The organism is Nocardia sp. NPDC019395 (assembly GCF_040632335.1).
Lineage (GTDB): Bacteria > Actinomycetota > Actinomycetes > Mycobacteriales > Mycobacteriaceae > Nocardia.
Map to the genome: position 1 here is coordinate 37,347 of NZ_JBEYBT010000008.1, position 22,376 is coordinate 59,722.

A 22,376-nucleotide genomic window follows, 5' to 3' on the forward strand; every position below is an offset into this window, starting at 1 on the left:
ATGGCCCGTTCAGGGCGCGGCGGCGATCGCCAGTCCGATCAACGCGATCACCTTGGCGACCTCCAGCCCGATGTACCAGTAGTGCGCGCCCGAACGAGGTAGCTCCTCACCGGCGAGCACTCGATCCGACCGGCGGGAAAGCGGTGGACGCACCACCGCTACCTGAAGCACCAGAATGCCGGCGGCGATTCCCAGCCACACCCATACCCCGACGGCCGGTCCGAGTACGGCCGCGGCCGCAATCAGCATCACCGCGAATACCGATTCCACGGTGTTCAACGCCCGGAACACCAACCGGCCGATACCCAGCCCGAGTTCGGTGGTCACGCCCGGCGCGCGGAACTTCAGCGGCGCCTCCAGAAACGAGATCGCCAGCACCATACCGAGCCAGAGCATCGGCAGGAACCACACCAGATGCTGCGCAACAGACTTCACAACCGAAATCTACCGCGCCACCCGGCCCGCCGGCCTAGAGCTTGGTGATGGTCTGGCTGAACTTCGGGATGAGCCGGATGGTGCCGTTGGAGCCGAAGTCGATCGTCACACTGGCCATATCCCCGACCCCGTCGGCCGCGACGACCCGGCCCAGACCGTACTTGTCGTCACTGACACGGTCGCCGACGGCCAGCGACAGCCCGATATTGTTGCGCGTGACCGCACGCCGGCTCTCCCGCGGCCCGGGCCGCGGTTCGCGTGATTGCGGCCAGCCACCGGTCCAGTCGTCCCCGGATTCCGCTGCCCGACGCCGGCCGTACTGCGTGGGAGCCGACGAACGCTTCGGTTCCAGCCGCTGCCAGTCGATGAGATGATCCGGAACCTCCTGCAGGAACCTGGACTCCGGATTGAACACCGGCTGTCCCCACCCCGAACGGACCACGGCCCGGGTGAGGTACAGCCGACGGCGCGCACGGGTTATCCCCACATATGCCAGGCGGCGCTCTTCGGCCAGTTCGGCCGGATCGCCGAGGGCCCGCAGATGCGGGAATTGACCGTCTTCCCAGCCGGTGACGAAAACGACCGGGAATTCCAGGCCCTTGGCCGTATGCAGGGTCATCAGGGTCACCATGCCCGAACCCTCATCGGGAATCTGGTCGGCATCGGCTACCAGTGACACCCGTTCCAGGAACGCGGCCAACGACCCGGGCTCCGGCTCACCCTCACCCGATTCCGGCACCAGCCCTTCGGCACGGGCCGCCTCGACGGCGTTGCGTGCCTCGGAGCTGAATTCGCGGGCCACGCTGACCAGTTCGTTCAGGTTGTCCAGCCGGGCGCCGTCCTGTGGGTCGTCGGAGGCTTCGAGCTCCGCCCGGTACCCGGTCCGATCCAGCACCGCCTCGACCACCGCGCCGACATCGGGAAAATCGAGTTCGTCCATCTCCCCCGCGGCCCGGATCTGCTCCAGCAGCTCGACGAACCCGGCGATGGCGTTACGCGCCCTGGTGTTCAGCAGCGCCACTTCGCCGGCGGCGGCGTCGCGCAGGGCGGCGGCGAAACCGATACCGCGCTGCTCGGCGTGTACCGCCACGCACGCCTCGGCGCGATCGCCGATACCGCGGCGCGGGGTGTTGAGGATGCGGCGCAAACTCACCGCATCGTCCGGGTTCTCGAGTACGCGCAGGTAGGCGACGATATCGCGTACCTCCTTGCGCTCGTAGAACCGGACACCGCCGACCACCTTGTACGGCAGGCCCATCCGGATGAAGATCTCTTCCAGGGCACGCGAATTGTTGTTGGTCCGGTAGAACACGGCGATATCGGAGTAGCCGACCTCGCCCGCATCCACCAGCCGGTCGATCTCACGGGCGACGAAAGCTGCCTCGTCGTGCTCGTTGTCCGCGACGTATCCGGTGATCAGCTCACCTTCACCGGCATCGGTCCACAAACGCTTGTCACGACGGTTGGTATTGCGGGCGATCACCGCGTTGGCGGCGGACAGAATGTTCTGGGTGGAGCGGTAGTTCTGCTCCAGCAGAATGGTTTCGGCATCGGGGAAATCACGTTCGAATTCCTCGATATTGCGGATCGTGGCACCGCGGAACGCATAGATGGACTGATCGGCGTCACCGACCACACAGAGTTCGCTGGGCGGTACGGACCGCGATCCCGGAGAGTCGGTATCCGATGCGGCCGCCGCGCCCGCATCGCTATCGGCCGCTTCGGTGGCGGCCGCCGAATCCGCGGCGCCGTGCCCGACCAGTTCCCGCACCAGCACATACTGCGCATGGTTCGTGTCCTGGTATTCGTCGACCAGCACATGCCGGAAACGGCGGCGGTAGTATTCGGCGACCTCGGGATGTTTCTGCAGTAGCCCGACGGTCTCACCGATGAGATCGTCGAAGTCCAGCGCATTCGCCGCCCGCAGCCGCCGCTGATATTCGGTGTAGACCCGGGCGATGACGCGGGGCAGGTCGGCATCGTCGAACTCGGCGTCCGAACTCGCCTGCTCCGGGCCGATGAGCTCGTTCTTCAGATTGGAGATACCGGTGGCCAGCATGCGCGCGGAGAACTTCTTCGGATCCAACTCCAGATCCCGGCCGATCATGGTGATCAGGCGGCGGGAATCGTCGGCGTCGTAGATGGAGAAGTTCGAGTTCATCCCGGGCAGCAGCGCCGACTGGGTGCGCAGAATGCGCACACAACTGGAATGGAACGTCGACACCCACATGCTCGCGGCCCGCGGACCGACCAGGTCGACCACCCGCTCCCGCATTTCCGCGGCGGCCTTGTTGGTGAAGGTGATAGCCAGAATCTGGCCGGTGGTGACCCCGCGCGCGGCCAGCAGATACGCGATCCGGCGGGTCAGCACGGCGGTTTTACCCGAACCGGCACCCGCCACGATCAACAGCGGGGATCCGGTGTGCAGAACGGCGGCACGCTGGTTCGGGTTGAGCCCCTCCAGTAATTCCGCGGTGTCCCCGGACCGGCGCTGCGCCGACTCGGCGCGCTGCGCGGCCTGCTCGGCCTGAACCCGCCGCTGCAATGCCGCCAGCCCGCCCTGTGCACCACTCTCCCGGCCGTCCTGCCGCCGGCCGGCCGGATCTTCCAGCCCGGGTAGCGTCGGCGCATCCTGGCCACGCTCGTTCGCGCCGGGCGCCGAACGGGCGACGCCGGAGACCTGAGCGCGAGAAGAATGCGAGTCCGAACGAGATGCTGCCGCCGTGGTATCCATCGTTTGTTCACGCTACCGCCGTGACCCGACTCTTTCGAACACTAGGCCGAAAAGCCCCGGATAACCCGTAGCCGCTCCTGGTCGGCCCGGCGGCGGCGGGACAGATCGGTTCGACGAGGCCGAACCCCGGAGGTGCCAGAGGTGGGGACCACAAAACTTTGCATACTTTCGGGGGCGTGGCAAACTGGCAGCATGGTTTGCCCTTCAGCGAGACAACCGCTCCGGCTGTGTGCGCAGCGGGACCACAGCCCGGGCACCTGAGGCCCATCGGGGCCAGGTAGGGGGTAACGGCACGACCAGGCCCACCAGGGCCTTTTCACTGTGTAAGGACTCTGGACCGGTAACAGGAAACAGCTCGCCTCCGATCCAGGTTCTGACACGAGGAGATGAACAATGAGCACACCCGCTACGACGACCGGCTCGGAATCGACGACCGGCTCGGAATCGGAGCTCCCTCGGACCGAAGCCGAGATCGAGAAGCTTCGTAAGGAAATCGACCAGCTCGACGCGCAGATCCTCGAGGCGATCAAACGCCGGACGGAGGTCTCGCGGGTCATCGGACGGACCCGGATGGCATCCGGCGGCACCCGGCTGGTGCACAGCCGGGAGATGAAGGTCCTGGAACGCTTCAGCGAACTGGGCCAGGAAGGTCATACGCTGGCGATGCTGCTGCTGCGCCTCGGCCGCGGCCGGCTCGGCCGGTAGAACCATACGCGGCGGCCCGCAGACCGCCGCATTCCCGCGAACCGCCCCGGGTGAGGATGCCCCGGGGCGGTCGTACGTCCAGGATCAGGTCATCGCGATGTACTTGGTCGACAGGTATTCCTCGATCCCCTCGATACCGCCTTCCCGGCCGAAACCGGAGGCCTTGACGCCGCCGAAGGGGGCCGCCGGATCCGAGATCACGCCACGGTTCACCCCGACCATGCCGCTCTCCAGTCCTTCCGCGACCCGCAGGGCCCGATCGAGGTCCCGGGTGTAGACGTAGCTGACCAGCCCGTACTCGGTGTCGTTGGCCGCGGCCAGGCCCTCTTCCTCGGTATCGAAGGCGATGATCGGGGCGACCGGCCCGAAAACCTCCTCGCGAAGAATCCGCGCGCCGGCGGGGATATCGGTCAGGATGGTCGCGGGATAGAACCAGCCCGGGCCACCCGGGGCCTTACCGCCGGAACGCACGGTCGCGCCGGCGCCGACCGCGTCGTCGACCAGGTCGGATACCGTGGTGAGCTGTTCTTCGCTGACCAGCGGGCCCAGCGTGGTATCCGAATCGGTACCGGGCCCCATCCGGACCTGTGTGTTCATCGCGGTAACGAATTTATCCGTGAACTCGGCCAGCACCCCGCGCTGCACATGGAAACGGTTCGCCGCCGTGCACGCCTCCCCGCCGTTGCGCAATTTCGCCAGCATGGCGCCTTCGACGGCGGCGTCGATATCGGCGTCGTCGAACACCACGAACGGCGCGTTCCCGCCGAGCTCCATCGATGTCCGCAGCAGGCCGTGGGCGGATTTCTCCACCAGCGTCCGGCCGACCTCGGTGGATCCGGTGAAGGTGAGTTTGCGCAAGCGGGGATCGTCGAGCAGCGGCTGGGTCACCGCACCGGACCGGCGGGAAGTGATCACCGAGAGCACCCCCTCGGGCAGCCCGGCCTCGGCGCAGAGTTTCGCCAGCAGCAGCATGGTGAGCGGGGTGGCCGATGCCGGTTTCACGATCATGGTGCAACCGGCGGCCAGGGCGGGACCGATTTTGCGGGTGCCCATGGCGAGCGGGAAATTCCACGGCGTGATGGCCAGACACGGGCCGACTGGTTGTTTGTGCACGAGGATCCGGCCGGTACCGGACGGGGCATGCAGATAGCGGCCGCTGATCCGCGCCGCCTCTTCACTGAACCAGCGGAAGAACTCGGCGCCGTAACGCACCTCGTTACGGCTCTCCGGCAGCGCCTTGCCCATCTCGAGGGTCATCAGCAGCGCGAAATCCTCCGCCCGGGCGGTGATCCGTTCGAACACCGCCCGCAGGATCTCGCCACGCTCCCGTGCCGGTGTCGCGGCCCAGCCGTCCTGTGCGGCGGCAGCGGCGTCCAGCGCACGAACGGCGTCCTCGGGGGTTGCGTCGGCCACCTCGGCTATCACGTCACCGTTGGCCGGATTGTGCACCGGAAAGGTGCCACCGCCGGTGGCGTCGGCGGGGCCGCCGATCCACAGCTGCTTCGGTACGGATTCGAGTACTTCGGTTTCTGAGGCCATAGACCTCAGCCTAGGCCGGGAATGCGCGGATATCGCTGGCTCGCAAAGACAACATCCGTGCCTGTGGAGCCGGCAGGTGGGGTCGGGGTGGTTGGGTATCGGGTGATCGTCCGTGAAGGTGGGAAGGCGATCAGTCCGCCAAGGTTCTGTGTTTTTGGCGCCGCCTGCGGCGTCGCGGGTTCGGGGCCCCCTTGGTCTCGTTCTTCACTCCGCCGCTCCTCCGCTTCGCTCCCCCGCTCTGTCGCTCCAGAACGAGACGGGCCCCGAACCACCAACGCTGACCAGCCGCATGCCGGGAAACGGGGCGGAGGACGGATGCGGACCGACCGGGGGTAGGGAAACAAACGCGCCCGAGGCGGCGGCGAGGTCGGGCGGGCGGCGCGGTCGGGGCCCTGCTCCCCCCTTCACGAACCGCCCCCCACTTCTCACCTTCCCGGCCCGACGGACCGAAAACCACTAGGCTCGACCAGTGTGAGCGTCGACATCACCGCATCGGCGGCATGGCGGAAATTGCAGGATCATCATGATGCGATCGCCGCCGTCCAGCTACGGGACCTGTTCGCCGAGGATCCGGCGCGGGGCCGTGACCTGACATTGACCGCCGGCGATCTGCTGATCGACTACAGCAAGCACCGGGTGAGCCGGGAAACCCTGCGGCTGCTGGTCGAGCTGGCGGAGGAGGCCGGGGTCGAGGCCCAGCGCGACCGGATGTTGCGGGGCGCGCATATCAACACCTCCGAGGATCGCGCCGTCGGGCATACCGCGTTGCGGCTGCCGGCGGGGATATCGGCGACCATCGACGGCGAGGATGCCGGGGCCGCGGTTCACGAAGTGCTCGACCGGATGGGTGGGTTCGCCGATTCGGTCCGTTCGGGTCAGTGGCGCGGGGCCACCGGGGAGCGGATCCGCACCGTGGTCAATATCGGTATCGGCGGTTCGGATCTCGGGCCGGTGATGGTGCATCAGGCGCTGCGGCACTACGCGGATGCCGGGATCGGCGCGCGTTTCGTATCCAATGTCGATCCGGCCGATCTGGTGGCGAAACTGGACGGCCTGGACCCCGCGACCACCTTGTTCGTCGTCGCCTCCAAAACCTTCTCCACCCTCGAAACCCTGACCAACGCGACGGCCGCCCGCCGCTGGCTGGTGGCTGCTCTCGGCGCGGACGCGGTAGCGAAACATTTCGTGGCGGTCTCCACGAACGCCGAACGGGTGGCCGAGTTCGGGATCGATACCGCCAATATGTTCGGTTTCTGGGATTGGGTGGGTGGCCGGTACTCGGTGGATTCGGCCATCGGGCTGTCGGTGATGGTGACGATCGGTCCCGACCGGTTCGCCGAATTCCTGGCCGGAATGCATACGATGGACCGCCATTTCGAGACCGCGCCGCCGGCGGCCAACGCGCCGGTACTGCTGGCCCTGCTCGGTGTGTGGTACTCGAACTTCTTCGGCGCCCAATCCCGGGCTGTGCTGCCGTATTCGAACGATCTGGCCCGGTTCCCGGCTTATCTTCAGCAGCTCACGATGGAATCGAACGGTAAGTCGGTGCGTGCCGACGGCACCCCGGTCACCACTTCCACCGGCGAGATCTTCTGGGGTGAGCCGGGTACCAACGGCCAGCATGCGTTCTATCAACTGCTCCACCAGGGGACCCGGCTGATTCCGGCCGATTTCATCGGATTCGCCCGCCCGACGGATGATCTGCCCACCCGCGACGGCACCGGCAGTATGCACGACATCCTGATGAGCAATCTGTTCGCGCAGACCAAGGTGCTGGCGTTCGGGAAATCCGCCGGCGAGATAGCGGCGGAAGGTACTCCCCCGGGGTTGGTACCGCACAAGGTTATGCCCGGTAACCGGCCCAGTACGACGATCCTCGCCCCGCAGTTGACTCCTGCCGTGCTGGGTCAGTTGATCGCACTCTACGAACATCAGGTGTTCGTGGCGGGGGCGATCTGGGGGATCGACAGTTTCGATCAGTGGGGTGTCGAGCTCGGTAAACAACAGGCGCTGGAGCTGGCGCCGCTGCTCACCGCGCCGGATGAGCCCGAACCGCAGGATGATTCGTCCACGGACGGCTTGATCCGCTGGTATCGCGCCAACCGCTGATCACCGCGGCGCTCCCGGGACCGGCCGCCCCGGTTGGCCGGCGTCTTCGTAGATCACGGGATCGGCGGCAAGCGAGGTTCGCCGCCCGCCCGGCTACCACGGAACGATGGGCAGACCCACGCGTCCCGCGGTGCGCTCCGCGAGCCGGTGGAGTCCGGCGGGATCGGGTATCCGCGCGGGGTCGAGGCTCATCAGTGTCAGCAGGTAGTCGTCACGGAATCGGCAGAGATATCCGGATATCCGGGTGCGCGGGCGACCGGCGTAGGTGAGGCCCGGATGGATGGCGCGGGTTGCGACACCGGTGCAATCGTGCGGCCCGAGGGCGTGCAGCGCGGGTGGTATGACGCCGATATTCGAGCACAGGATATCGCGCTCCCCGGCGCCTCGGGACAGCTGATACGCCGTGCGATCCGGTACGAGATGCAGGAATTCCTCCGGGAGACCCGCCGGACTCGATATCCGGCGCTCGTAGGCGGCCCGGCTCTTCACCCGGATATCCGCCGGGCTGTCTCCCGGCGCGACCACGATCTCCGTCATCGCGAGATCGTTACCCGTCCGGGGCTCGTCGCGGGTATCCACCGGCAGGCTTGCCACGATGCCGCGCTCGGGAAACCCCGCGGCCCACAATGTATTCGCCACGAACCAGATGAACAGGCTGTTGGCCGTGCCACCGCCCGTGGCCGCGATGCGCTCCCAGTCGCGGGCCGGACACCGCAGGACCACCCCTGACACCGGCAGTTCGACGCTCGGCTCGGACGGGCCGCCGAGCCCGGGTTCCTCCGTATGTCCGGGCCCTGTCGATATTTCGGCGCGGCCGGCTGCCGAGCCGGTTCGGCCGGGCCCCACCGATCCGGTGCTGCCCGTACCGGCCGGACGCCGGGCCCAGTTCCGAAGAGCGCGAACGGTACCGGATAAGACCGTGGCCCAGGTTTCGGCGGCATCGGCCCAATCGGAATCCGGACCCCCATCGGGATCCGGCGGTTCGAACGGATCGCCGGCCCGGCCCGGCCCGGTATCGGACGTGGTACGCGAACCACCGGATGCCCGCAGCGCTTGTTCGACCGCGATGATCAGGCCCTTCGCGTCGGCGAGGACATGCGAACAGGTCAGCGCGATGATCGTGCCGCCGTCGGTGAGCGGCGCTGCCGACAGCCGCCAACCGGGTCCGCGCCGCGGGTCCAGATCGGCACCCCGGCCATCCGCCCAGGACAGGATTTCGTCCGGGGCGAGCGCTACCGGGCCGAGGTCGAGCGGGTGAGCGCGGTCATTGGACTGCCAACGGTCCCGGGCTCCCGGGACCTTGCCCGGGAGCACCCGGCGGCCGAGCGAGCCCGTGCGCAGGGCATCGTGCAGCCGGCGCAGGTGCGCGGGATCGACCGCATCGGCTGTACGCCACAACCCCTGGAGCGCGATGGGCGTACCCATACCTTGATGAGTCCGCAGGAAGATACCGTCGATAACGGTCAGCCGGCGCATGTGCCCAGGCTAATCATCGGTCCGCGATTCCGTCCGGCCGCACGTCCGGGGATCGCACCAGCTCCAGCCTCCCACCTGCGACCGAAACCGGCCGGTCGCGATCCCGCGGACCCGTTGTCGTGATCTGGACCGCATAATCGATGGATGCCCACGCACGAAGTTCGCAACCAGGTACCGCCGATCACGCCGTTCGAGGTCTCCCGGGACCCGGGATTGCTGGCCGGACTGCACCGGGAAGGCGCCGGATGGGCCGAAGCCGAAGTACATGAGCTCGGGATGCTCGCCGGTAGCGAGCGGGTCCAGGAGTGGGGCCGGCTGGCCAACGAGAACCCGCCCGTCCTGCGCACCCACGACAGGTACGGCAACCGTATCGACGAGGTGGAGTTCCATCCGCACTGGCACGATCTGATGACGGTCGCGGTCGAGCACGGCCTGCAGGGCGCGCCGTGGGCCGATGGCCGGCCCGGGGCACATGTGGCGCGAGCCGCGAAATTCTATGTCTGGGGCGCGGCCGATGCCGGGCATATGTGCCCCATTTCCATGACCTACGCGGCGATTCCCGCGCTCCGGCACAACCCCGATCTGGCTGCGAAGTACGAACCGCTGCTCACCGCCCGCACCTACGATTTCGGGCTGCGTGAACCGTCCACCAAGGCGGGTCTCATCGCGGGTATGTCGATGACCGAGAAGCAGGGCGGCTCCGATGTCCGGTCCAACACCACCGCCGCGACCCCGCGCCCGGACGGTTCGTACCGGATCCTCGGACACAAATGGTTCACCTCGGCGCCGATGTCGGATATGTTCCTGACCCTCGCGCAGGCACCCGGCGGGCTGTCGTGTTTCCTGCTGCCCCGGGTGCTGCCGGACGGGTCCCGTAACCCCATCCGGTTGCAGCGGCTCAAGGACAAACTGGGCAACAAATCCAACGCGTCGGCCGAGATCGAATACGAGGACGCGACCGGCTGGCTGATCGGCGCGGAGGGCGCCGGGGTGAAAACCATCATCGAGATGGTGAACATGACGCGGTTGGACTGCGTGATCGGCTCCTCGATCGGGATGCGGCTGGCCGCGGTGCACGCGGTCCATCACGCCCGGTACCGCTCGGCCTTCGGTGCCGCCCTCGTCGACCAGCCCGCTATGCGCAATGTGCTGGCCGATCTGGTGATCGAATCCGAGGCCGCGACGACGGTCATGCTGCGGCTGGCCGGTGCGACCGATCGGGCGACGACCGATCCGGCCGAAGCGGCGCTACGCCGGATCGCGCTGGCGGTGACCAAGTACTGGGTGTGCAAACGCGCGCCGGTCCATGCGGCCGAGGCGCTGGAATGTCTCGGCGGCAACGGTTACGTCGAGGAATCCGGGATGCCGCGGCTGTACCGGGAGGCGCCGCTCATGTCGATCTGGGAGGGTTCGGGAAATGTCGCCGCGCTCGACGCGCTGCGCGCCATGGGCACGCAGCCGGAGACCGTGGAAGCGTACTTCGCCGAGGTGGCGAGCGCCCGGGGCGAGAACCCGCACCTGGACCACGCGATCGACCGCGTCGGGAAGGAATTGGCCGATCACAGCGATATCGAATACCGGGCACGCCGGGTGGTCGAGCTGATGGCGCTGGTATTGCAGGGCGCCCAGCTGGTCCGGCACGGCCATCGGGCGGTGGCGGACGCCTTCTGCGCGTCGCGGCTGGGCGAGGACTGGGGCGCCGCGTTCGGCACTCTGCCGGTGGGTGTGGATACGGGGGCGATCATCGAACGGGCTTTCGCCGGATAGGAGGCGAAACCGCGGCGCGGACACCCGTTAGGGTGGGCCGTCCGGGCAGGTCGGAGCTCAGCGAGTCGGCGGCGCGATCTGCCAGTGCTGTTCGAGGGCGGCCGCGATATCGGGCAGGACTGTCACCGGAATTTTCTTGTGCCGCAGGATATCCCGAACCTCATTGATCTGTTCGCGCTTGCGCAGATCATAGGCGCCCGATACCGGCCCCGATACCGGCGGAATGGACAGCAGGACCAATTCGCTGTGGGGTTCCGCCCCCGCGGTCAGATCGAGCGCGAGCGACCACCGCGACCGCTCGTCGAGACCGAAGCGACCGGCGACCACCCGGTCCCATTCGATATCCGTTACCGACCACGGCGTGCGCCGATGGATGGCCTGTTCGGTCAGCACGACGGCATCCCGTTTGAACAAAGCGACCAGAGCCGCGACGGCGAGGACCGCCCCGAGTACCGCCCCGGTGAACACTCGACCGAGCCCGAACAGCAGCACCGTCGGTACCGTGACGGCCACGACGACCGCCAGACCGGCCAGGCTGTAGCCCAGCGCTCGCTCGGTGGGCACCACACCCGCGTGCACCATTCGCATACCGACTCCGCTCACCCCTGGAACTGGTGTTATCGGCCACACCGTACCGGATGTCCGCACCGGCGCCGGGGCGCGCTCACCGGTCAGCGCAGGGCGACGGCAGCCTCGGCGGAGTTGACCTGGAAGGTCATGCTCTGCTGGAAGTACAGCTGCACGGTTTCGGCATCGTGGCCGAGGTAGCCGATGGACAGGTCCTGTCCGAGGGTCAGGTCGAAGTCGCCGCCGCGGGTGGTGAGCACGAACGCACCATCGATGGCCGGCGCCCAGATGATCTCCCCGTCGGGGACCAGGCGCTCGATATGGGTGCGCAGTGGGTGACCGTGATTCGAGGTCTCACTGACCTTGGTGTACAGGTCGGCGCTGAGCAGCACCGAATACGGCCCGTCGACGCCGGCGAGCCGCAGCTGGCTCACTGCCAGGGCGATCACCTCCGGCACCCCGAAGACATCTTCGGGGAGTGCGATGGCCCGGTTCGACGAGGCTTCCCGGATCCCGGTGATCCCGGCGGCGGCATAACCTTCGAAAACGGCCCGGTCCTCGGCGAAGGCGACTCGGCGGGCGGCATCCTTGACCGGGTCCAGGTCGGTGTCCTGAGCGCCGCGCTCGACATTGTCGAGCTCTTCCCGCGACAGTGTGAACGGCACCCGCAACTCGACCAGCGGCGCGACCACCCGCTGCCGGGCCGCGACCCCGTCGTGCGGGGCGGCGATCGGCGTGGTGTGGCCGAGACCGCGGGCCGAATAATCGGCGCCGTGCGGGCCGGACAGGTCGACCACCCGGCGGCCGGCATTGTGCCGTTTGAAGGTCCGCGCGGACTCCTCTTCGATAACGGCCCAGGCCGCGTCCGTGATCGGCGCGAGCTCGCGATGGAGATTGTTCATACGGTGCTGCTCCTTTTCAACGTGCCGATACCGAGGGAACCATCCGCGACCCGTGGTGGGTCCGGCTCCGCCGCTGCCCCGCCGACCGGCTCGGCCGCCGTTGCCTCGTCCGGCGGCGCGGGCAGATCGTCGAAGAAATCCTGCGGCGGAACGAAGAACAAGCCGCCGGTGACGGCGGTCGAGAAATCGAGGATCCGATCGTGGGTGGCCTCGTCGGTGCCGAGGAACATCCGTTCGAGCATGATCTCGGTGGTCCGGGGTGTCGCAGAATAGCCGACGAAATAAGTGCCGAACTCGCCGTCGCGGATACTGCCGAAGGGCATATTGGCGCGCAGGATCTCACGCTCGGTGCCGTCGGGCTCGATCACCTGGTTCACCGCGATATGTGAGTCGGCCGGCTTATCCGCCTCGTCGAGTTCGAAATCCTCGAGTTTGGTCCGGCCGATGACCCGCTCCTGCTCCTGTACCGGCAGGTCGCGCCACGCCGTCAGATCGTGCAGGTACTTCTGCACGATCACATAGCTGCCGCAGGTGAACTCCGGGTCGGCGGTGCCGATCAGCGCGGCCGCACCCGCCGGTGAATCCGGGAAGCCCCCTTCGGGGTTCTCGGTACCGTCGACGAAACCGAGCAGATCGCGCTGTTCGAAATAGCGGAATCCGACCGTCTCGTCGACGATCGTGCCCACCCCGGCCAACCTGTCACCGATGGCCATGGCCAGCTCGAAGCAGGCGTCGTGCGCTTGGGCACGGATATGGAAGAGCAGATCGCCCGGGGTGGCCGGAGCGTGATGGCGCGGCCCGTCGTATCCGGGGAATTCGTGCAGTTCGGCCGGGCGTGGTCCGCCGAACAGCCGATCCCACGCCGCCGATCCGATACCGGTGATACAGCCCAGGCCCGCGCCCGGCAGCCGGAACCCGATGGCCCGGCGCAGACCCGGTAGTTCGGCGAGAAGATCCCGCGCCGCCGCCTCGCCGCCGGGGTCGATGGTGGCGACGAGGAAATGCGCGGCCGGGGTGAGCGGTTCGAGGATCGGCTGCGGCTGCCCCATAGGCGATCACACTACCGGCGAACCGGCCCGGGCCCGGGAAAGCCGGGCGGCTACTTGGCCACGGTCAGCAGGAACGCGACATCGTCGATCGCCTGCACGCTGTGCCGCGCTTTCGGCACCACCAGCAGATCGCCGGTCGAACCCTTCCATTCGTTCGCGCCGCTGTGCAGAGTGAGACTGCCGGAGAGAACCAGCAGCGTGGCCTCCCCCTGGTTGTCGTGTTCGGCCAGGCTCTGGCCCGCGCACAGTCCCACCACCGTCTGCCGGAGCGAATTGGCGTGACCACCGTAGATGGTCTGGGAACTACGGCCACTGGTGACGGTCGCGGCCGTTTTCAGCTGCTGCCGGGCCACCGCTGTCAGCGATTTCTTGTCCATGAACCGCCTTTCGCCTGCGCCTACCCGCGACCGGGCTGATGATCACGGGTCGTATCGCCGAGTATGCCCGACCGGGCTCCGGCATTCCGGCGTTTCCCCGAGGCTGTGCCCCTATTGCCGCTCGAAGCGCCGGGTCCGGTAGCGCAGCCCGCTCTCGGATTCCAGCCAAGCCTCCGGGTCGGCGGAACGCCATTCGGGACCGAACTCGGGGGCATAGGCGTCACCGTGCACCTCGGTGTCCACCTCGGTGATCAGCAGCTCGGTCGCGTACGGCAGGGCGTGCCGGTAGATCTCGCCACCGCCCATCACCCAGGTGGTGGCGGGCGCGGCCAGATCGAGTGCGGCCTCCACCGACCCCGCGGTTTCGGCGCCCTCGGCCGACCAGTCCCGTTGCCGGGTCACCACGATATTTCGGCGCCCCGGCAGCGGACGGAATCGGGCCGGCAGTGACTCCCAGGTCCGGCGGCCCATCACGACGGTGTGGCCCGTGGTGATCTCCCGGAAGCGGGCCATATCCTCCGGGACCCGCCAGGGAATGGTGTTGTCCACACCGATCACACCGTCGGGTGTCTGCGCCCAGATCATGCCGATAACGCGCCCGGGGCCGGCCGAGGCGATCACACCGCCACCGGAGCCTTGATCGCCGGATGGTGCCGGTAATCCAGCACACGCACATCCTCGTACCGGTAGTCGAACAGGGATGCCGCGGGGGCGAGCTCCAGCGCCGGGAAGGGATACGGGGCCCGGGTCAGCTGTTCGGTGACCTGGTCGCGGTGGTTGTCGTAGATATGACAGTCACCGCCGGTCCAGATGAAATCGCCGGGTTCGAGTCCGGTCTGCCGAGCGACCATCACGGTGAGCAGGGCATAACTGGCGATATTGAACGGCACCCCGAGGAACAGGTCGGCACTGCGCTGATAGAGCTGGCAGGACAGCCGGCCGTCGGCGACGTAGAACTGGAACAGCGCGTGGCAGGGTGCCAGCGCCATCCGGTCCAGTTCGGCCACGTTCCAGGCCGAGACGAGCATCCGCCGGGAATCCGGATCGGTGCGCAGGGTGTGCAGTACCTGCGTGATCTGGTCGATATGCTGCCCGCCGGGGGTCGGCCAGGAGCGCCACTGCACCCCGTACACCGGCCCCAGCTCACCGTCGGCGTCGGCCCATTCGTCCCAGATGCTGACCCCGTGTTCCCGTAACCACTTCACATTGGAATCGCCGCGCAGGAACCACAGAAGTTCGTACACGATCGATTTGAGGTGCACCTTCTTGGTGGTGATCAGCGGGAAACCGGCCGCCAGGTCGTAGCGCAGTTGATGACCGAAGACGCTCCGGGTCCCGGTTCCGGTGCGGTCCGCCTTGGCGGCACCCGATTCCAGCACCCGCCGGAGCAGATCCTCGTACTGGGTGTCCGGAGCGCGACGCGGGTCCGGTACCTGGCTGTTCGCTGCGCTGACCACGCGCCGAGCTTACTTCCGCACCGGCCCGGGCACGAACGAGGACTGCCGGAGTGCCGCACTTCACCGCCCTGCGCCCCTCGATACGACGCTGAGCCGAACGACGGCCACCTGCCGGCGGCAGCCGCCCCGGGGACCGCCCGCCTGCCCGGCCTGCCAAGCTGACCGCATGCGGAAGCTGTATGTGATCGGTATCGGCGCCGGTGACCCCGACCAGGTCACGGTGCAAGCCGTCAAGGCCCTCCGGGAGGTCGACGTTTTCTTCGTCATGGGTAAGGGCGCGGAGAAACAGCAGCTCGTGGATGTGCGCACCGCGATCCTCGACGAGCACGCCGGTCACACCTACCGCATCGTCGAAATACCCGACCCGCCCCGCGACCGAACCCCGGACGACTATCGGGCGACCGTGCTCGACTGGCACGAACGCCGTTCGCTCCTGCTGGAGGACGCATTCGCCGGCGCCGAGGGCGTGGGAGCGATCCTGGTATGGGGTGATCCGGCCCTCTACGACAGCACTCTGCGCATGGTGGAACGGGTGCTGGCCCGCGGCGCGCTGGAATTCGACTACACCGTGATCCCCGGGGTGACCAGCGTGCACGCCCTCGCGGCCCGGCACCGGACAGTTCTGCACCGGATCGGCGAAGCCGTGCACATCACCACCGGCCGGCGACTGCGGGAAGAGGGCCTGGGCCACGGGTCGACAGTGGTGATGCTGGACGCCGATTGCGCGTTCACCACAACACCCGCCGATACCTACATCTGGTGGGGCGCCTACCTCGGGATGCCCGACGAGACCCTGATCCGCGGCTCGGTCGGTGAGGTGGCCGGCGAGATCGCCCGGCGACGTGCCGAGTTGCGCACCCGCAAGGGCTGGATCATGGATATCTACCTGCTGCGCCCCGCGGCATCACCCGAAACGGGCCACGGTGCCGAATGACCAGGTAAACGGGCCGGGGCCCGTAGCATGGTCGGCATGACCGAACAGGACATACTCGGGCGGATCCAGGAACTGGTCGACCACGAGCACGACCTGCGGTCGCGGGCCTCACGCGGGGAGCTCGATCCCGACGTGGAACGGCGCCGACTGGCCGAACTGGAGGTCATGCTGGACCAGTGCTGGGATCTGCTGCGTCAGCGGCGCGCCCGGATCGAGAGCGATAAATCACCGGATGAAGCGCAGCCGAGACCCCCGGGGCAGGTCGAGGGCTACCTACAGTAGGAGTCCAGATGACCGAAATAGTTTCCGGCGCAAGCGAATACGATGTCATCGTATTGGGTGGAGGCCCGGCCGGCGAGAATGCCGCCGCCTATGCGGTGGCGGGCAGCGATCGCACCGCGGCCATCGTCGAACGGGAACGGGTCGGCGGCGAATGCTCGTACTGGGCTTGTGTTCCCAGCAAGGCGCTGCTGCGGCCGGGACATGTACTCGCGGCCGCGCGCGGTCTGCCCGGTGTCGAGGGCCGCGGCCCCGATGTGGCCGCGGTACTGCGGCGGCGCGACGAGTTCGTCCACGCCCGCGACGGCGACCACGATGATTCGAGCCAGCTCGATTGGGCGGCACAGCAGGGTATCGACGTGATACGGGGCGCCGGCCGGCTCACCGGCGAACGCACGATCCGGATCGGCGAGCGCGAACTGCGCGCCCGCCGGGCCGTAGTTCTCGCGACCGGGACCCGGGCCGCCGTACCGGATATCCCCGGACTGCGCGACGCCTTGCCCTGGACCTCCCGTGACGTGACCAACCTGCACGAAATCCCCAAACGGGTCGTGGTGATCGGCGGCGGGGTGGTCGCCTGCGAGGCGGCGACCTGGTTGTCGGTACTCGGCGCCGAGGTCACCGTCCTGGTCCGCGGAGACGGGCTGCTCACCGGTGTCGAAGCCTTCGCCGGGGAAATGGTGGCCGCCGCGCTGACCGGCCGGGGGGTAACAGTCCAGTTCGGGACCAGCCCCGCCCGAGTCCAGCGACCCGCCGCCGCGAACCATGGGGAGGGCAGGATCCACGGCGGCCCGGTCACTGTGCACGCCGTAGGGCCCGACGGCGAATCGACCCTGCTCGCCGACGAGATAGTGGTGGCGGCCGGCCGCACCCCGAACTCCGGCGACCTGGGGCTCGAAACCGTGGGGCTGGACGCCGGTTATGTCGAGGTGGACGATCAGTTGACGGCGACGGGAGTCCCCGGCGAATGGCTGTATGCCGTCGGCGATATCAATCACCGTGCCGCGCTGACCCATATGGGCAAATACCAGGGGCGAGTATGCGGTGACGTGATCGCGGCCCGGGCCGAGGGCCGGTCGCTGACGGCCCCGCGACACCGGGCCAGTGCCGATCATCGCGCCGTCCCGCAGGTCGTTTTCACCGACCCCGAAGTCGCCGCGGTCGGTCTCACCGCCGCCGCGGCCCGGGCGGCCGGACACGATATCCGCAGCGTCGGACTGGATATCGAGGTCGCCGGGTCGGCACTGACCCGCGACGATTACCGCGGCCATGCGGCGCTGGTGATCGACAACACCACCGACACCGTGCTCGGCGCCACGTTCGTGGGGCCCGATATCGGGGAGCAGTTGCACGCCGCGACGATCGCCGTGGCCGGCCGGGTCCCGCTGGACGCGCTCTGGCACGCGGTACCCGCGTTTCCGGCGGTGAGTGAATTCTGGTTACGACTGTTGGAGACCGATCGGTCGTCGTTACCATCGGCAGATGAGCGTAACCGAACAGATCACGACCACTGACGGGGTCGTCCGGGGTGGCCGCGGGCGCCGCGTGAGGTATTGGCGGTCGCTCCCCTACGCCGCGCCGCCCGTCGGTGACCTGCGGTTCCGGGCGCCCCAGCCGGTGGCGCCGTGGAGCGATGTCCGCGACGCGACCTACTTCCGCGCGGCGGGGATCCAACCCCGGTTCGGCGTGCGGCTCGGCCCGCGCAAGCAGCAGGAGATGAGCGAGGATTCACTGACACTGAATGTCGTGGCTCCCGTTACTCCCGCGGTGCGGCCGCGACCGGTCATGGTGTTCATCCACGGCGGCGGCTATCTGTTCGGCACATCGGCGCTGCGTCTCTATTCCGGAGTACAGCTGGCGGCCGACGGCGATGTGATCGTGGTATCGATCAACTATCGGCTGGGCGCCTTCGGGTACGCCGATTTCTCCGGATTCTCCACGCCGGACAGTCCCTACGAGTCGAACCTGGGGCTGCGCGACCAGATCGCCGCGCTGCGCTGGGTTCAGCGCAATATCGCCGAATTCGGCGGTGATCCGGACAATGTCACGATCTTCGGCGAATCGGCGGGCGCGCACGCGGTATTGACACTGCTGGCCACGCCGTCGGCGGCCGGGCTCTTCCACCGCGGTATCGCGCAGAGCCCGCCCGCGGACTGGGGTCTGACGGTTTCCGAAGCCGGCGAATTCGCCCATCGGGTCCTCAACGAACTCGGTATCGCCCCGCAGAGTGCGAATCACGCACTACGCGAAGCGGATCCGCACGATATCCGCCGCGCCTTCAATCGGGCATCCAATGCGGTCATGGCCGAGTACCCGGGTTTCTTCCCGGCCGCTCCGGTGGCCGACGGAGATCTGCTGCCGCGCACCCCGATCGATGCGTTCGCCGAGGGGCATACGCACCGGGTCCCGCTCATCATCGGTACCTGCCGTAACGAGGGCGCGCTGTTCAACCGGTTCACCGATACGCTGCCCACCCGTCCCGAACGCCTCAAACGCGCACTCTCGGTGGCCGGGCCGGACCGCTATCCGCGGGTGTTCTACACCTACCCCGGTTTTCCGGGTGAGGCGGCGGCCATTCGCGCGGGTGGCGACTACTTCTTCTGGCGGCCTTCGCTCGAGGTCATGGAGGGTCACAGCCGCCATACTCCTACCTACGCCTATCGCTACGATTTCGCGCCGAGACTGCTGCAGTTGTACAAGCTGGGCGCGACCCACGCGACCGACCTGCTCCCCACCTTCGGCGCCGTCTACGAACCGTGGAGCCGCGCCCTCACGGTCGGCGGAAGCCGCCGCGGCCTGCTCGCGGTGACCCGCCAGTTCCAGGACAACTGGCTGAATTTCGCCCGGACCGGTGAACCCCTGCCCGCCTGGCCGCGCTATACCGAGCAGGATCGCAGCACGCTCATCATCGATGATCCCGGGCGAGTGGAGAACGACCCCGACAGCGCCCAGCGCGAACTGTGGGCGGGTGTGCGGGCTCCCCTGCTGGTGCCGGCGGGTGCCACGGCGGCAGGGGTATCCGCGGGCGGCGCCGCGCGGCCGGAAGAATCACCGGAGCGCGGCGGCGAGGACGACGGCTCGCTGCTGGGGAAGATCAGTTCGGCGAACGCCGAGGGCGCGGCCACCACGGCCGCGACCGCGATCGTGGAAAGATTCGCCGGCGGCGCCGAGGAACCCGGGTCCGACGCCGAACGGGAAGCCGAATCGGATACCGGCGACCCGAGAACCACCGACTGAACGGCCGCTACTTCAGCAGGCGTGACATCCGGCGATCGGCCAGGACCTTGCCGCCGGTCTGGCAGGTGGGGCAGTACTGGAACGACCGGTCCGTGAACGCGACCTCACGGACCGTATCCCCGCATACCGGGCAGGGCAGTCCGGTACGGCCGTGCACCCGCATACCCGAACGTTTCTCCCCCTTGAGACGTGCCGCGTCCTGACCGACCGACCGGGTGACAGCGTCCAGCAGAACCGTACGAAGGGCGTCGTACAGCGCCGATACCTTTGCCTCCGGCAAGGTTTTCGCGGTGGCGAACGGGGATATGCGCGCGGTGTGCAGTATCTCGTCGGAGTAGGCGTTACCGATACCGGCGAGCACCGATTGGTCGACCAGTACGTTCTTGATCCGGCCGGATGCCGCGCCCAGTAACGCGGCGAACTCCGCCTCGGTCACGGCGAGGGCGTCCGGTCCGAGCCGGGCGATTCCCGGTACGTCCGCCGGGTCGTGCACGATATAGACCGCCAGCCGCTTCTTGGTACCGGCTTCGGTGAGGTCGAAGGCTGGAGTCGCCCCTTCCGGAGTGAAGAAATGCACCCGCAACGCCAAGGGCCCCCGACCGGGTTTCGGCGGGCCGGCACTCGGATTATCGGTCCAGCGCAGCCACCCGGCCCGGGAGAGATGGGTGATCAGCCACAACCCTCCGCAGTCCATGCCGAGGAACTTCCCCCACCGCCCGGCGCCCGTGACATCCCGGCCCGACAGGGCCGTCACCGGCGGGTCGAAGGTTTTGATCGCGCTCAACGCCGCGATATCGATACGCCCCACCACGGCACCGGCCGCATGCTCCCGCAAGAACTGCGCCAGCGCCTCCACTTCCGGTAGTTCGGGCACGGGATCAGGCTACCGGGGTGGTGTGACATCCGCGGCGTCCAAACGCCGGGTGAGCCCGGTGCTCATCACCGTGACCAGGGTTCCGATGAACACCAGATCGAAGGCCATCTGCACCGTGGTGCCGATTCGGGCCGCCTGCCCGGCGGCGTGGATATCGCCGAACCCGACGGTTCCCAGGGTCGCGACGGTGTAATACAGCGCGTCGGTGCGGGTCCGCATCTCGGTGAACTGGCCGGGGTCGCGCAGTTCGAGCACGTAATAGAAGAGCGCGAAGAACACCACCACCAGCGAGACCAGGAAGAGCAGACCGTCGACCCGGTGCCCGGTGTCCCGGCTCGCGATCAGGAACTGACCGATCCGCCGGTACGCGAGCCACGCCAGCCCGGCCACACCGGCGGTGAACGCCAGCACCGTCACCACGCGCAGGGGCCAGTAACCGGGAAAATCGAACCCGACCGGAACGAAATAGTAGAACAGCAGAGCAGACACCACAGTGCCCGCGTTACGCCACAGATGCGCCCGGCCACTGATCCGTCGAGATGCCATGTCGTCATAATCGGCCGGAATCCCGGATTCGCCCGGCGGGCACGCCGGAGAGCGAAGGGATTCGTCGGGTGGGCCGACGCCACCTGATCAACCTCACGGATCGCGAAAACACAGGTCACCGGCTCGTGCAATACTGGTCGAGTCAGTCGATCACTGTGCGCAGAGCGAGGGGTTATATGACCGCCGACCCGATGCCGACGGAACACCAGCCGTCTCAGGGTTGGCCGGTGCCGCCACCCGAGGGCTACTTCGCCGAAGACCTCGACCGGCTACCCGATCTACCCTCGCATACCGAACTGATCGACGGGAGCCTCGTTTTCGTGAGCCCGCAAAAGAAGTTCCACAGGCGTGTCGTGGATTTTTTCCGCCTGGGACTCAGGCGCCAGGCACCGGAAGAATTCGAAGTAGACCGCGAAATGACCATTACGCTCAGCGACCGGCAGCGGCCGGAGCCCGATGTATTGGTCACAGCCGCGGCGGCGGACACCGGACTCGACCAAACGGACTATAAGCCCGCTGACGTTCTGCTCGTCATCGAGGTGGTCTCCCCCGACTCCGTCGAACGGGACCGCAAACGCAAACCGCAGCTCTACGCCGAAGCCGGTATCCCGCATTTCTGGCGGGTGGAGAACGTGGACGGCCGGGCCGTTGTCTACGTTTACGAACTGGATCCGGCCACCGCGGCGTATGCCCTTACAGGTATCCATCACGACAAACTGCAGATCACGGTGCCGTTCGAGATCGAACTGGACCTGACCAGGGCCACCGAGCCCTGATCGGCCGGCCCGCGATCGAGGGTCAGGGAAGCAGGGCTGCCGGGGCGATAGTGATCTCGAAAGGATCGTGGAGCGTCGCCGTATCGCCGGCAGTTACCCGATGGGTCTGTTCGTAGACCTGCTCGGAACCCAGTGTGTGAGCGAACAGGACCGGCAGCTCCTCGCCCGGTAACCGACCCTTGAACGAGTTGATCTCGAACCGCCAGTAGTGCGGAATTCCGGCTTCGGCGTATACCACCGGTTTGGTCATCCGATCCGCCAAGGTGGTGGATCTGGAAACCACTTCGACGGCCAGGTGCACCTGCTCCACCGGTATCCCGCGGTCGTCCCAGGAGATCGGCCCCTCGGCCACGATCAGGTCCGGGATGGGCTCATCATCTCCGATGAGCACGCCGACACCTTCGAGGACCACCCAGTTCACCGGTACAGCATCGTCCAAGATCCGGCCGAGCCGCCTGATGAGCCATTGGTGGCGTGGTTCGGGAGCAGCGTTCACGACGAGCTGACCGTTCAACACCTCGTATCGCAAGCCGTCTTCCGGCATACGGTCAAGATCGGCCGCAGTCCACCGGTCAAGTCCCGGGGGCATTGCCGTCGGACACCTCCAGGCTGA

Annotated in this window: 21 protein-coding genes; 8 read left to right on the forward strand and 13 right to left on the reverse strand. The window is 67.5% G+C overall.

Annotation, left to right across the window (positions count from 1 at the left end):
- Positions 1–9: 9 nt before the first annotated feature.
- Entirely contained in the window at positions 10–435 is a 426-nt protein-coding gene (locus ABZ827_RS19810) for a hypothetical protein (protein ID WP_357238500.1), read from the reverse strand.
- Between the two features lie 34 nt (positions 436–469).
- Entirely contained in the window at positions 470–3,169 is a 2,700-nt protein-coding gene (gene pcrA / locus ABZ827_RS19815) for a DNA helicase PcrA (protein ID WP_357238502.1), read from the reverse strand.
- A 393-nt stretch (positions 3,170–3,562) separates the two neighbouring features.
- On the opposite strand from pcrA, the gene ABZ827_RS19820 reads away from it, so the two are divergent.
- Positions 3,563–3,874 carry a chorismate mutase gene (locus tag ABZ827_RS19820; protein ID WP_357238504.1) on the forward strand — a complete coding sequence of 104 codons (312 nt, stop codon included), beginning with the start codon at positions 3,563–3,565 and terminating at the stop codon, positions 3,872–3,874.
- An 84-nt stretch (positions 3,875–3,958) separates the two neighbouring features.
- Here the strand turns inward: ABZ827_RS19820 and ABZ827_RS19825 are convergent, their stop codons facing one another.
- Positions 3,959–5,413 (reverse strand): NAD-dependent succinate-semialdehyde dehydrogenase, encoded by a 1,455-nt coding sequence (locus ABZ827_RS19825; protein WP_357238506.1) that lies wholly within the window; start codon positions 5,411–5,413, stop codon positions 3,959–3,961.
- Positions 5,414–5,884: 471 nt separating this feature from the next.
- Between ABZ827_RS19825 and pgi the strand changes: the two genes are divergently transcribed.
- Entirely contained in the window at positions 5,885–7,522 is a 1,638-nt protein-coding gene (gene pgi / locus ABZ827_RS19830) for a glucose-6-phosphate isomerase (RefSeq protein ID WP_357238508.1), read from the forward strand.
- 93 nt (positions 7,523–7,615) lie between these two features.
- Here pgi and ABZ827_RS19835 read toward each other — a convergent pair whose 3' ends face one another.
- Complete coding sequence (locus tag ABZ827_RS19835) at positions 7,616–8,998, reverse strand: hypothetical protein (RefSeq protein ID WP_357238510.1); 1,383 nt, start codon at positions 8,996–8,998, stop codon at positions 7,616–7,618.
- Between the two features lie 144 nt (positions 8,999–9,142).
- Here ABZ827_RS19835 and ABZ827_RS19840 point away from each other — a divergent pair, with 144 nt between their 5' ends.
- Positions 9,143–10,765 carry an acyl-CoA dehydrogenase family protein gene (locus ABZ827_RS19840; protein WP_357238512.1) on the forward strand — a complete coding sequence of 541 codons (1,623 nt, stop codon included), beginning with the start codon at positions 9,143–9,145 and terminating at the stop codon, positions 10,763–10,765.
- Between the two features lie 57 nt (positions 10,766–10,822).
- Here the strand turns inward: ABZ827_RS19840 and ABZ827_RS19845 are convergent, their stop codons facing one another.
- From ABZ827_RS19845 to ABZ827_RS19870, 6 genes are all read right to left on the reverse strand, one after another.
- Complete coding sequence (locus ABZ827_RS19845) at positions 10,823–11,353, reverse strand: hypothetical protein (protein WP_357238513.1); 531 nt, start codon at positions 11,351–11,353, stop codon at positions 10,823–10,825.
- An 83-nt stretch (positions 11,354–11,436) separates the two neighbouring features.
- Positions 11,437–12,234: a family 1 encapsulin nanocompartment shell protein gene (locus ABZ827_RS19850; protein WP_357238515.1), complete on the reverse strand. Its 798-nt coding sequence runs from the start codon at positions 12,232–12,234 to the stop codon at positions 11,437–11,439.
- Positions 12,231–13,283 carry a Dyp-type peroxidase gene (locus ABZ827_RS19855; protein ID WP_357238517.1) on the reverse strand — a complete coding sequence of 351 codons (1,053 nt, stop codon included), beginning with the start codon at positions 13,281–13,283 and terminating at the stop codon, positions 12,231–12,233. The genes ABZ827_RS19850 and ABZ827_RS19855 overlap by 4 nt, the downstream gene beginning before the upstream one ends.
- A 50-nt stretch (positions 13,284–13,333) precedes the next feature.
- Complete coding sequence (locus ABZ827_RS19860) at positions 13,334–13,660, reverse strand: cupin domain-containing protein (RefSeq protein WP_357238519.1); 327 nt, start codon at positions 13,658–13,660, stop codon at positions 13,334–13,336.
- 111 nt (positions 13,661–13,771) lie between these two features.
- Complete coding sequence (locus ABZ827_RS19865) at positions 13,772–14,245, reverse strand: dihydrofolate reductase (RefSeq protein ID WP_357238715.1); 474 nt, start codon at positions 14,243–14,245, stop codon at positions 13,772–13,774.
- A gap of 32 nt (positions 14,246–14,277) precedes the next feature.
- Complete coding sequence (locus ABZ827_RS19870) at positions 14,278–15,117, reverse strand: thymidylate synthase (RefSeq protein WP_357238521.1); 840 nt, start codon at positions 15,115–15,117, stop codon at positions 14,278–14,280.
- A gap of 166 nt (positions 15,118–15,283) precedes the next feature.
- On the opposite strand from ABZ827_RS19870, the gene cobF reads away from it, so the two are divergent.
- Genes cobF through ABZ827_RS19890 form a run of 4 tightly spaced genes read left to right on the forward strand, consistent with a single transcriptional unit; the run spans position 15,284 to position 19,567 of the window.
- Entirely contained in the window at positions 15,284–16,051 is a 768-nt protein-coding gene (cobF, locus tag ABZ827_RS19875) for a precorrin-6A synthase (deacetylating) (protein WP_357238523.1), read from the forward strand.
- Positions 16,052–16,087: 36 nt separating this feature from the next.
- On the forward strand, positions 16,088–16,333 hold the full coding sequence (locus tag ABZ827_RS19880; protein WP_357238525.1) for a DUF2630 family protein: 246 nt from the start codon (positions 16,088–16,090) through the stop codon (positions 16,331–16,333).
- A gap of 8 nt (positions 16,334–16,341) precedes the next feature.
- The gene (locus ABZ827_RS19885; RefSeq protein WP_357238526.1) at positions 16,342–17,844 is read left to right on the forward strand and encodes an NAD(P)/FAD-dependent oxidoreductase; all 1,503 of its coding nucleotides are present in this window, start codon (positions 16,342–16,344) and stop codon (positions 17,842–17,844) included.
- Positions 17,813–19,567 carry a carboxylesterase/lipase family protein gene (locus tag ABZ827_RS19890; RefSeq protein WP_357238528.1) on the forward strand — a complete coding sequence of 585 codons (1,755 nt, stop codon included), beginning with the start codon at positions 17,813–17,815 and terminating at the stop codon, positions 19,565–19,567. The genes ABZ827_RS19885 and ABZ827_RS19890 overlap by 32 nt, the downstream gene beginning before the upstream one ends.
- 7 nt (positions 19,568–19,574) lie before the next feature.
- Here the strand turns inward: ABZ827_RS19890 and ABZ827_RS19895 are convergent, their stop codons facing one another.
- Positions 19,575–20,441 (reverse strand): DNA-formamidopyrimidine glycosylase family protein, encoded by an 867-nt coding sequence (locus tag ABZ827_RS19895; protein ID WP_357238530.1) that lies wholly within the window; start codon positions 20,439–20,441, stop codon positions 19,575–19,577.
- A 9-nt stretch (positions 20,442–20,450) separates the two neighbouring features.
- Positions 20,451–20,987 (reverse strand): potassium channel family protein, encoded by a 537-nt coding sequence (locus tag ABZ827_RS19900; protein ID WP_357238532.1) that lies wholly within the window; start codon positions 20,985–20,987, stop codon positions 20,451–20,453.
- A gap of 227 nt (positions 20,988–21,214) precedes the next feature.
- Between ABZ827_RS19900 and ABZ827_RS19905 the strand changes: the two genes are divergently transcribed.
- Positions 21,215–21,763 (forward strand): Uma2 family endonuclease, encoded by a 549-nt coding sequence (locus ABZ827_RS19905; RefSeq protein WP_357238534.1) that lies wholly within the window; start codon positions 21,215–21,217, stop codon positions 21,761–21,763.
- Positions 21,764–21,785: 22 nt separating this feature from the next.
- Here the strand turns inward: ABZ827_RS19905 and ABZ827_RS19910 are convergent, their stop codons facing one another.
- Complete coding sequence (locus ABZ827_RS19910; RefSeq protein WP_357238536.1) at positions 21,786–22,352, reverse strand: Uma2 family endonuclease; 567 nt, start codon at positions 22,350–22,352, stop codon at positions 21,786–21,788.
- Positions 22,353–22,376 lie beyond the last annotated feature (24 nt).

Coding starts and splice junctions, on each gene's coding strand:
- pcrA (WP_357238502.1), bottom strand. CDS start 3,169: ATGGATACCACGGCGGCAGCATCTCGTTCGGACTCGCATTCTTCTCGC.
- ABZ827_RS19820 (WP_357238504.1), top strand. CDS start 3,563: ATGAGCACACCCGCTACGACGACCGGCTCGGAATCGACGACCGGCTCG.
- ABZ827_RS19825 (WP_357238506.1), bottom strand. CDS start 5,413: ATGGCCTCAGAAACCGAAGTACTCGAATCCGTACCGAAGCAGCTGTGG.
- ABZ827_RS19835 (WP_357238510.1), bottom strand. CDS start 8,998: ATGCGCCGGCTGACCGTTATCGACGGTATCTTCCTGCGGACTCATCAA.
- ABZ827_RS19840 (WP_357238512.1), top strand. CDS start 9,143: ATGCCCACGCACGAAGTTCGCAACCAGGTACCGCCGATCACGCCGTTC.
- ABZ827_RS19845 (WP_357238513.1), bottom strand. CDS start 11,353: ATGCGAATGGTGCACGCGGGTGTGGTGCCCACCGAGCGAGCGCTGGGC.
- ABZ827_RS19850 (WP_357238515.1), bottom strand. CDS start 12,234: ATGAACAATCTCCATCGCGAGCTCGCGCCGATCACGGACGCGGCCTGG.
- ABZ827_RS19855 (WP_357238517.1), bottom strand. CDS start 13,283: ATGGGGCAGCCGCAGCCGATCCTCGAACCGCTCACCCCGGCCGCGCAT.
- ABZ827_RS19860 (WP_357238519.1), bottom strand. CDS start 13,660: ATGGACAAGAAATCGCTGACAGCGGTGGCCCGGCAGCAGCTGAAAACG.
- ABZ827_RS19865 (WP_357238715.1), bottom strand. CDS start 14,245: ATGATCTGGGCGCAGACACCCGACGGTGTGATCGGTGTGGACAACACC.
- cobF (WP_357238523.1), top strand. CDS start 15,284: ATGCGGAAGCTGTATGTGATCGGTATCGGCGCCGGTGACCCCGACCAG.
- ABZ827_RS19880 (WP_357238525.1), top strand. CDS start 16,088: ATGACCGAACAGGACATACTCGGGCGGATCCAGGAACTGGTCGACCAC.
- ABZ827_RS19885 (WP_357238526.1), top strand. CDS start 16,342: ATGACCGAAATAGTTTCCGGCGCAAGCGAATACGATGTCATCGTATTG.
- ABZ827_RS19890 (WP_357238528.1), top strand. CDS start 17,813: ATGAGCGTAACCGAACAGATCACGACCACTGACGGGGTCGTCCGGGGT.
- ABZ827_RS19900 (WP_357238532.1), bottom strand. CDS start 20,987: ATGGCATCTCGACGGATCAGTGGCCGGGCGCATCTGTGGCGTAACGCG.
- ABZ827_RS19910 (WP_357238536.1), bottom strand. CDS start 22,352: ATGCCCCCGGGACTTGACCGGTGGACTGCGGCCGATCTTGACCGTATG.